This window comes from Halobellus salinus (assembly GCF_014646875.1).
Lineage (GTDB): Archaea > Halobacteriota > Halobacteria > Halobacteriales > Haloferacaceae > Haloquadratum > Haloquadratum salinum.
In genome coordinates, this window is the sequence record NZ_BMOC01000036.1 from 1 (window position 1) to 8,387 (window position 8,387).

At 68.8% G+C, this 8,387-nt stretch carries 12 protein-coding genes; 2 read left to right on the plus strand and 10 right to left on the minus strand.

What is annotated here, in order from left to right:
- Positions 1-75: 75 nt before the first annotated feature.
- The 10 genes from IEX72_RS14840 to IEX72_RS14885 form a co-directional block, all read right to left on the minus strand.
- Positions 76-288: a hypothetical protein gene (locus IEX72_RS14840; protein WP_188788749.1), complete on the minus strand. Its 213-nt coding sequence runs from the start codon at positions 286-288 to the stop codon at positions 76-78.
- Positions 285-1,385 carry a helix-turn-helix domain-containing protein gene (locus IEX72_RS14845; protein ID WP_188788751.1) on the minus strand — a complete coding sequence of 367 codons (1,101 nt, stop codon included), beginning with the start codon at positions 1,383-1,385 and terminating at the stop codon, positions 285-287. The genes IEX72_RS14840 and IEX72_RS14845 overlap by 4 nt, the downstream gene beginning before the upstream one ends.
- 444 nt (positions 1,386-1,829) lie before the next feature.
- The gene (locus tag IEX72_RS14850) at positions 1,830-2,228 is read right to left on the minus strand and encodes a hypothetical protein (RefSeq protein ID WP_188788753.1); all 399 of its coding nucleotides are present in this window, start codon (positions 2,226-2,228) and stop codon (positions 1,830-1,832) included.
- Entirely contained in the window at positions 2,225-2,491 is a 267-nt protein-coding gene (locus tag IEX72_RS14855) for a hypothetical protein (protein ID WP_188788755.1), read from the minus strand. The genes IEX72_RS14850 and IEX72_RS14855 overlap by 4 nt, the downstream gene beginning before the upstream one ends.
- Positions 2,488-3,090 (minus strand): HD domain-containing protein, encoded by a 603-nt coding sequence (locus IEX72_RS14860; RefSeq protein WP_188788757.1) that lies wholly within the window; start codon positions 3,088-3,090, stop codon positions 2,488-2,490. The genes IEX72_RS14855 and IEX72_RS14860 overlap by 4 nt, the downstream gene beginning before the upstream one ends.
- A complete protein-coding gene (locus IEX72_RS14865; RefSeq protein ID WP_188788759.1) occupies positions 3,087-3,887 on the minus strand; it encodes a hypothetical protein in 801 nt (266 codons plus the stop codon). The genes IEX72_RS14860 and IEX72_RS14865 overlap by 4 nt, the downstream gene beginning before the upstream one ends.
- Positions 3,880-5,133, minus strand: coding sequence for a bifunctional DNA primase/polymerase (locus IEX72_RS14870; protein ID WP_188788761.1), 1,254 nt, complete (start codon positions 5,131-5,133; stop codon positions 3,880-3,882). The genes IEX72_RS14865 and IEX72_RS14870 overlap by 8 nt, the downstream gene beginning before the upstream one ends.
- Positions 5,130-5,513 (minus strand): hypothetical protein, encoded by a 384-nt coding sequence (locus tag IEX72_RS14875; protein ID WP_188788763.1) that lies wholly within the window; start codon positions 5,511-5,513, stop codon positions 5,130-5,132. The genes IEX72_RS14870 and IEX72_RS14875 overlap by 4 nt, the downstream gene beginning before the upstream one ends.
- A gap of 1 nt (position 5,514) precedes the next feature.
- On the minus strand, positions 5,515-6,798 hold the full coding sequence (locus tag IEX72_RS14880; protein ID WP_188788765.1) for a hypothetical protein: 1,284 nt from the start codon (positions 6,796-6,798) through the stop codon (positions 5,515-5,517).
- Positions 6,799-6,949: 151 nt separating this feature from the next.
- A complete protein-coding gene (locus IEX72_RS14885; RefSeq protein WP_188788767.1) occupies positions 6,950-7,309 on the minus strand; it encodes a hypothetical protein in 360 nt (119 codons plus the stop codon).
- Between the two features lie 314 nt (positions 7,310-7,623).
- Between IEX72_RS14885 and IEX72_RS14890 the strand changes: the two genes are divergently transcribed.
- Entirely contained in the window at positions 7,624-8,175 is a 552-nt protein-coding gene (locus IEX72_RS14890; protein WP_188788769.1) for a hypothetical protein, read from the plus strand.
- The gene (locus IEX72_RS15405; RefSeq protein WP_268238904.1) at positions 8,168-8,296 is read left to right on the plus strand and encodes a hypothetical protein; all 129 of its coding nucleotides are present in this window, start codon (positions 8,168-8,170) and stop codon (positions 8,294-8,296) included. Before IEX72_RS14890 ends, IEX72_RS15405 begins: the two co-directional genes overlap by 8 nt.
- Positions 8,297-8,387 lie beyond the last annotated feature (91 nt).

Here is an 8,387-nt window from a genome sequence, read left to right on the forward strand (position 1 = left end):
ACCTCCGCGAGAGCAGCTGCTCGAGAACCTCGACACCTCCCCAGAAAATCACCCCCCGAACCCGGCGCTCGTCTGCTACTCGAGGCCGGAGAGGTCCTCGAGGCCGTCGAAATACGCTTGAGTGTGCCCGACGAGGGTCGACCGACCGACCTCGACGTCGGGGACGTCGTCGCCGACGTAGTGCAGCGTCGCGGTCTCCGCCTCCTCGTCGACGGTGTAGCCGTCGGCGTCGCGGAGGTCGACGAGACGCTTTGCCCGCGCCCAGAGCGGGACCTCGGCGATCCTCATTCGCGACCACCGTCCTCGAACTCCCCGGTCGGATCGTACACGTCCTCGTCGGTGCTCTCGTCCTGGTGCTCCTCGAGTTCCGGCCGGTGCGCGACCTCGTCGGCGACCTGGCGCCCGACGTCCTCGGCGACGTCCTCGTCGGGGCGATCGTCGACCGCGCTCCGGGCCTCGAGTTCCTCGAGCATCGCGTCGAGCATCCCGGCGTCGTCGAGGGTCTCGAGTTTCGCCGCGGTCTCGGGGTCGACCGTCCGCTCCGGGTCGGAGTCGGGGACCGGCGCGACCTCGAGGCCGCCGCCGACCGCGTCGACGTCGACCGCGACGTCCTCGGCGCCGAACGCCTCGCGGAGTAGCTCCGCCTGCTCCTCGGCGGTCGCCTCTCCGACGCGCTCGAGGCCCTCCGTCGGGGCGACGTCCTCCTCGCGAAGGTCGTCGATGAAAAGCTCCTCCTTGAGGTACTCGGAGACGGTGATGAGACCCGCGTCGTCGAGGACGCGGACGAGGTCCATGATGGCGAAGTGGTACGTCGACAGGTCTCCGGCCAGGCTCTCGACCGGCGCGACGTTCTCCTCGTACTTCTCCTCGAGTTCCTCGAGGTCAATCTCGACGTTGACCTGGGGGCGCCCGAGAGCCTCGACGATGTCCTCCTCCTCCGCGAGGCGGTCGAGGACGTCGTCGACGGTCTCGAGCGTCTCGTCCCGCATAGCCTCGACCTCCTCCTGGCGCTCCTCGAGGGCGTCGAGATGGCCCTCGACCCGGCCGAGAGCGGCCTCGACCGCCTGCACGTCTCGGGAGAGGTTCTGCACCTGCTTGTCGAGAGTAACGGAACCGTCCTCGTCGATCACCCGGCCAGCGATCCGGTCGCCGCGCTCCGTGAGAGACGTCACCCGGATGCTCCCGGTCCCCTCGTCGGAGGCCGAGACGAGGCGGCTCTCGACGAGGCCCTCGTCCTCGAGGATGCCGTTGTCGACGCGGTATGAAATCTGTCCACGGGTGAGGCCGGTGTACTCCCGAATCTCGGAGGTGTCAGCCTCGCTCCCGGCCTTCCAGATTGCTTCTAAGATTCGTTTCGCCTTGTCGTCGAGGTCGTCGGTGACCATACCCGACCGTCTCACGTCCCCCAGAAATAACTTACGCCGTGTACGGGAAATTTCCCGTACAGAGCGGAAAACCGGCGTCAAACACCCCCGTAAAGAGGGTGCGTACAGGGATGTGCCGGTCCTCGAGCGTCAAATACTCCGTGGGCGTCAACAGAAGCCAGTTAGAGGCCGTCTCCCGTCCGTTCAGTCGTTTCCCGCTCTCCTCGCGACGGCGTCAAATCCGGGGTTGCGAGCGCCCGCGTGTGCATAGCGGGGGGTCGCCGCATCATACACGCGTCGCGTTCTGTACGCGCGGTGATAGGTTTCGACGAGTGAGGCCGTCGCTCGTGGTCTCGAGGAGGCCCGCCGAGGGAACCGACGGGCCGACGCTGCCATACAGCCATGACAGCGTCTCGAGGTCGGAGACCGTCGGTGAAAAAACCGGAGGATCGGGACCGCTCGAGGCTACTCGTCGGTGACGCGCGGGTACGCCTCGCGGGACTTCTCCGCGACCTCGTCGACGACCTCGGCGGCCTCGCGGAGCGGGTCGACGAGGAGCGGCTCCCGACAGAACAGGTCGAGAGACCGCCGGAACCACTCGACGCGCCACTCGTCGACGTCGTCGGGCGTCCACCCGTCGGAGAACCGCTCCTCGGCGCTCCTCGAGACGGTGTCACGGAACGCCGTCGAGACCTCCTCGAGGCGGTGGCGGCGCTTGTGCGCGACCCACACCTCGAACCGCTCCGACTCCGAGACGTCGTCGAGGTCGTCGACGTGGGGCGGCTGGACGTCGTCGTAGCCGGCGCCGTCGGGGACGATCGCGTCGATGACCTCGACGAGGGGCGTCCCGTCGACGGCGCTCACCGTCGACCACCTCCGCGACCGTCGGCGCCGTCCTGCTCGAGGGCGCGGCGGGCCGCGACCGACGCCGGGACGAACTCGTCGGGACCCTCGGCGACCTCGTAGCCGTCGGCGTCGCGTCCCATCTCGCGGAGGACCGCCTCCGTCGACGGCGCGGGACCGTCGCGAGAGAGTTCGTAACGGGCCTGCCGCGCCTCGGCGACGCGCTCCGCCGCGAGGACGTCCTCCTCGGTGCGGAACCGAGACGGGTCGTTTCCGAGGCTCATCGGAGGTCGACCTCCTCGAGGCCGAGACCGTCGAGTTCCTCGGGTAGCGGTCCCTGCACGCCCGCGGTGACCGTCTCCGTCGAGGCGATCATGTCGGCGGTGTGAACGAGGTCCTCGAGCGGCGTCTCCGGGTCGGGACCGTCGTACCACGGTCCCATGTGGCTCTCGACGGCCTCCGCGACCCTCTCGGGGAGGTCGCTCTCCTCGCGAAGGACGCGCCCCATACGGAGGTCGTGGTCGGAGACCGACGTCTCCGACGGCGCCGTCGGATCGCCGTTCTTCCGTTGGTCGTGCAGCACGGCGGCGGCGTGTGCGAGGTCGACGTCCTCCCGCTCGAGGCGGCCGAGGTCGACGTAAGAGTCGCCGAGGCGTTCGATCACCGTGGAGAGCATCAGGGTGTGAACCCACAGACCGCGCTCTCCGCGGCAGAGCGGGTGATGGTAGTTCGACGTCGACGCCGGGACCTCCCAGAAGTACCCCGGCGCCTCGGCCGTGAGGCGGGCCGTCTCCTCGCGGACGTCGGCGTCGTCGACGAGGCGGAGCGTCGGGACGCGACGGGTGACCTCCTCGAGGTCGAGAGAGGCGCTCGAGGCGCTCATTCGACGTCGACCTCCCCGACCTTCCGCCCGCCGAGAGTGAGGGAGACGCGGTCTCCCGTCCCGCGCGTCCCGAGGGAGTCCTCGACCTCCTGGGCGCTCATGTACTCGACACCGTACTGCTCCGCGACCTGCTCACCGAGTTCCTCCCGCTGCGCCCCGGTCGCCGCGACGACGCCGCCGTCGGTGTCGCGGATGACCGAGACCGGCGTCTCGGAGCGCGTGTCCTCGAGGACCTCGGACGGGTTCACTTGGTCGCCGTTCGCGATCGTCCGCGCCGCGGCGCCGCGGAACGCCGTCTCCGACGGAGCGCCTATCTCGCGGGCCTGCTCCGCGGTGACCTCGTCGGGCGACTCCCCGACGAACTGCTTAGTCTCCGCGACCTCGTCGACGGCGCCCTCGACGTCCTCGCGGAACGTCGGCCGTCCCGAGGCGGCGGCCTGGTCCTGGCGGTCTCGGACGGCGCCCTGCACGTCCTCGACCGTCGCGACGCTCGAGCGGACGGCGTCCTCGACGGTCTCGACCCGGTCGTCCATGTCGTAGTCGTCGGCGACGGAGACGATCGCGTCGATCTCACCCTCGGAGGGAAGCTCTCCCGAGTCCTCGATCGCCTCGAGGACGCGGTCCTCGGTGAGGAGGTTCTCCGCGATCCCGTCGAGGACGTCCCGCGTGACCTGGGGACCGACCTCACTCCCCGAGAGGGCGCGGCGGACCTCGTCCTCGGTCGTCGCGTCGGCCGGGACATGTTTCGCCGCGATCCGTCGGACGGCGTCCTCGTAGTCCGCGATCGTCTTAGGCATCGCAACCACCCCGGCAGATTCGGCGGGTAGAGCCTCCGACGCTCAACTCCTTGAGGAGTTCGGGCGCCTCCTCCTCGGTGTAGGAGGCGCCGCAGTTGTCGCAGGTCGGGAGGCCGCCGTCGCCCTCGTCGACGTCGGCCTCGTCGTCGACGTCCGGCGCCTCGGGCGCTCTCTCGCGGAGAGTGTAGCCGTCGGAGACCTCGAGCAGTTCGACGATCGTCTCCGCGTCGACCGTCGCGATCGGGGCGTCGTTCACGACGCGGTAGAACCCGCCCTCCTCGTCGGTGCAGGCGTCGCACCCGCCGCGGTCGCCGCGGGTGTGGTCGCCGTCGTCGCACCCGAACTCTGACAGCTGTGAACCGGGACCGACGACGTAGCGGTCGCCGATCCAGAGGTCGCCCCATTCGACGCTCTGAACCGCCCACGCGCCGATTTCCTCCTTGATCTTCCCCTTCTGGGAACACTTGAGGATGATGTGACGCCGGGAGTCGTCGCCGTGAGGAGAGGAGACCTCGAGCGTCTCGGGGAGGTCGAACTCCTCGGGGAACTCTCCGGGGTAGTCGACGTCGAGGGCGACGAGGCCGTAGTCCCGAGGTAGAAGCTCTATGCCGTAGTTGCCGGCCAGTTCGTCGACCGGCCGCGGGACGCGGTCCATCGGTTCCTTCTTGCCCCAGACGAGGCGGGTGAGGTGCTCCTCGGCGGAGAGGTCGGCCTCCTCGAGGCGGGCGACGACGTCGTCGACCTCCGGCGGTGGTCCCGCGCCGTAGCCCCACGGACGCGACGGGTCGATCCCGCCGTGAGACTCCATTCTGTCGACGTGTTGGCCGTCCTGCGTCGTCGGGAGTTCGGTCTCCCGCTCGAGGAGCAGCCCGACGTCGACGCCCTCGACGGCGCTCTTGAGGGCGGGGCCGGCGTCGGGGTCCGTCCCGCCGCCGAGGTCGGACGTCGCCCGGCCGAACATCTGGGTGAGGCTCTCGGCGACGTCCTGATCCTGGGGAACCCAGAGACCGTTATCGCCGACCGTGACGGTGTCGTCGGAGAAGTCGACGACGACGGTCCTCGCGTCGAGGACGGGGAACTCGTAGTCCGGGGCGCCGTCGACCCGGTCGGCCGTCGTCGACTGCACGACGACGCAGTACACCGTCTCGTCGTCGCGACGGGTGACGGTGAGGCCGTGAATCCGATCCTGGCCGAGGGCCTCCTCGATCCGTTCGCGGACGGTCGCGGTGTCGGCGTCGGGCGTCATGCGACCACCTCCCCGGCCTCGTCCTCGTCGTCGCTCTCCTCGTCGACGGGGACGTCGGCGTCGATCGCCTGGCGGACGAGTTCCTCGACCCGGTCGTCGACGGCCTCGGTCGCCTGGCGACGCGCGGCCTGGAGGCCCTCGAGGACGGAGTCCGACCGCGGGGAACCGCCCTCTCCGAGGACCTCTTTCCGGCGCTGGTGGGCGCGGGAGTCGAGACGGTGCTCCGCCTCGAGCGCGTCCTCGAGGAGGTCGTCGTCGTTGACGAGTTCGTAGGCCAGGGTCGCGACGGCCTCGGCGCGGTCCTCCTCGGCGACCTCTCGGACGCGGTCGGCGGCCTCGTCCGCTCGAGAGTCGAGACGCCGCGAGGCGCCGAAGCTCATACTACTCAAGACGGACACCCCCGTTCTCGTCGACGACGGCGTCGGGGACGTCCTCGCGCTCTCCGCGGAGGGCCTCGTCGCGGGCCGCGTTGTACTCGTCCGCCAGTTCGATCAGGTCGTCGGGAGTGAGGTCGTGTTCTGCCATGAGTTCGTGCCGCCAGTTGTCGGTGTCACCCTCGGAGGCCGCTCGAATCCGCTCCTCGGCGGCTCTCCGGCGCTTCTCGCGTTTCTGTTCGACGTAGCTCTCGGTGTGAGCGTCCGAGGAGTAGCTCTCCGCCTCGCGGAGCTTCTCCGCGGCGTCCTCGACGAGGTCCTCGAGGCCGCGGTCGTCGGGACGATCGTCGTCGACGTCCTGGTCGAGGTCGTCGTCGCCGTCCTCGTCGAACGCCTGCACCGCGAGGTGGCCGCCGCCGTCGGAGGCGATCGCGTCCGCCCCGCCGTCGGTCTCGGTCTCGACGGTGACGGCGCTCTCGACCTCGAGGACGTCCTCGTCGACCGGCTCCTCACCGAGGAGCGCGAGGACCTCCTCGGGTGCCTGGCGCCGGAACTCGACCGGGTCAAGCGGTAGAACCTCGGGGTCGAGACCCTCGTCGACGAGTTGCCTCGCGGCGGACGCGATCGCCTCGACGGTGACGTCCTCGGGGAGGTCCTCGTCGACGGCCGCGTCCGGTGCGTGGTCGGCCTCGACCCGCGGGTTCGTGTCGGAGAGCGATCGGAGGGCGTCGAGGTCCTCGTCCCGCCGCATCATCGTCCGGGTGAGAGCGAGGGCCTGGCGCTGCGCCTGTTTGCCGGAGGCGACGCCGTCGAACTGCTCGTATCGGTCGCGCTCGTCCCAATCGGAGAGGTGTACCGCGTTGATCGTCTCCTCGAGGGCGCGGTCGACCGCCTCGACGAACTCGCCGGGTTCCACGCTCTCGACGTCGCGGTGTGCCTCGGCCTGCTGCTCGAGGACCTCCGCCTCGCGGTAATAGGATTTGACGGAGTCGCGGAGCTTCTCCGGGTCCCACTCGTCCCGAAACAGGTTCTCGAGACGGGTCTCGACGCGACCGGGGAACCCGAGAATCCGGTCGGCGTCCTGGCCCTCCTTGACGATCTCGTCGCGCTGCTCGGAGAGGCGCTCGAGTTCGGTGCTCTCCCCGAGGAGGTCGCGGTGTTCCTCGAGGAGGCGCCGGATTCCGATTCGTTGGAGGCCGGCCTGGGTGTGGCCGGTCTCCTCGGCCAGCTGCTCGAGGGCGGCGACCTCGTCGTCCTCGAGGCGGGTCGAGACGACGCGATCGCCGGTCATAGCGTACCCCTCAGGGTGACGTTCAACTCCCGCGCGGGGTATGGCAGTCCCCCGCGAGGGACGTCGCAACAGTTTTGCCGCCCGACTCCGAACGTATCGGTGAGAAGCCCGCTGCCACGGGCCTCCCTCGTCCCCTTGCATTTCATATTCGTTAGTCTTGAGTATCCAAAGTGCCGATTTCGGCCATTTCAGATTCGTCGAGGATGTGGTACGCGACGGTGACCTCCTCACCCGCGTAGTCCTGGCCGACGTGGATCGAACCGTTGTGCAGGACCTTCGATTGGTCCATGGTCTCGGCGTCGTGAACGACGACGGGACCGTCGACGGACCCCGCGCCGTGAACCTCGCCGCGGGTGAGGGTATACTCGACGTACTCTCCGGTGAGCTTCGTGTTCAGAAACACGCGACCGTCCTCGTAGACAGTCCCGGTCTTGAGGTCGTCGACGTCGAGGAGCGCAACCCGGTTCCGGGTCGCCTCTTTCGCGCCGACGACGGTTTCAGTCGTTGCCATGCTACACCTCGGTCGAGACACCCCGGTCATATAAACTTTCCCCGAGAGGGAAGTCTATTACACCGCATATGGAATTTAACGGGGGGTTGTACGGGGTGAGACGGCTATTTTACGCCCCCGTACAGGCTGATTTCCCGGTATTTGACGCCCATTTTACGCTCTGTACGCCCCTCTCGCGACTCCCGTATGTGCCCCTCTACGGGAAAGACCCTAACCTATTTAGTGAAGGGTTGAGACGGAGCAGGTACAGCGCGACGCCCCCACACCGAAGGGGGACGGAGAGGGAACCTCCGTCGAAGCGCTGCCATACAGCCATGACAGACGACGATCGAACTCCCGAGACCGGGAGCACAAACGGAAGCACCGACGACGAACTCCTCGCGGAGCGCCTCGAGGTCTACGCGAACCGCGTTTCCTCCGACCTGCACGGACTCGCGGCCGACCTCCGCGACGGTGAGGACGTCGACGACGATCGCGTCGACGAGGCCCGCGAGACTCTGCTCGAGGCCGATCGCACCGTCCGGCGTCGCGTCGACGGCGCCGCGGAGGGCGACTCTCGAGAGCGGTCGATCCCTGAGTTCACCGACCTGTACGACGTGGATTACCTCGCGGAGGACGCGCCTCGCGAGGAGGTCGCTCACAAGCTCGCGGCCGACGTCGTCGCGGCGCGGCAGGTCGCCGACCGTGTCGACCGGAGCATCTACGCCGAGGAGTTGACCGACGTCGACGTCGCGGAACTGTGGGACTACGGCCTCCGGCTCCGCGGATGGGCCGCCCGCGTCCTGTCGCTCCGAACCGACCGAAACGTCGCGGTGACCCGTGACGACCCCGAGGAGACGCTCGAGGAGGAGAACGGCCATGCGTGACCGTCGGGTGACTGCACGGGTCCGTCGAACCGCCGACGGCGACGTCCGCACCGTCTACTCGGTCGAGGGCGTCGGCGTCGAGGACACCGACGCGGTCGCGTCGCTGCTCGAGAGTCGGTAGGCCGCCCGCTGGCACTATTTCTCGCGCCGGGTTCGGGGGGTGATTTTCTGGGGAGGTGTCGAGGTTCTCGAGCAGCTGCTCTCGCGGAGGT

Bases quoted from the DNA above. Each gene is read 5' to 3' on its own strand.
- IEX72_RS14875 (WP_188788763.1), bottom strand. From the start codon at position 5,513: ATGAGCTTCGGCGCCTCGCGGCGTCTCGACTCTCGAGCGGACGAGGCC.
- IEX72_RS14860 (WP_188788757.1), bottom strand. From the start codon at position 3,090: ATGAGCGCCTCGAGCGCCTCTCTCGACCTCGAGGAGGTCACCCGTCGC.
- IEX72_RS14880 (WP_188788765.1), bottom strand. From the start codon at position 6,798: ATGACCGGCGATCGCGTCGTCTCGACCCGCCTCGAGGACGACGAGGTC.
- IEX72_RS14855 (WP_188788755.1), bottom strand. From the start codon at position 2,491: ATGAGCCTCGGAAACGACCCGTCTCGGTTCCGCACCGAGGAGGACGTC.
- IEX72_RS14865 (WP_188788759.1), bottom strand. From the start codon at position 3,887: ATGCCTAAGACGATCGCGGACTACGAGGACGCCGTCCGACGGATCGCG.
- IEX72_RS14890 (WP_188788769.1), top strand. From the start codon at position 7,624: ATGACAGACGACGATCGAACTCCCGAGACCGGGAGCACAAACGGAAGC.
- IEX72_RS14840 (WP_188788749.1), bottom strand. From the start codon at position 288: ATGAGGATCGCCGAGGTCCCGCTCTGGGCGCGGGCAAAGCGTCTCGTC.
- IEX72_RS14870 (WP_188788761.1), bottom strand. From the start codon at position 5,133: ATGACGCCCGACGCCGACACCGCGACCGTCCGCGAACGGATCGAGGAG.
- IEX72_RS15405 (WP_268238904.1), top strand. From the start codon at position 8,168: ATGCGTGACCGTCGGGTGACTGCACGGGTCCGTCGAACCGCCGACGGC.
- IEX72_RS14885 (WP_188788767.1), bottom strand. From the start codon at position 7,309: ATGGCAACGACTGAAACCGTCGTCGGCGCGAAAGAGGCGACCCGGAAC.
- IEX72_RS14845 (WP_188788751.1), bottom strand. From the start codon at position 1,385: ATGGTCACCGACGACCTCGACGACAAGGCGAAACGAATCTTAGAAGCA.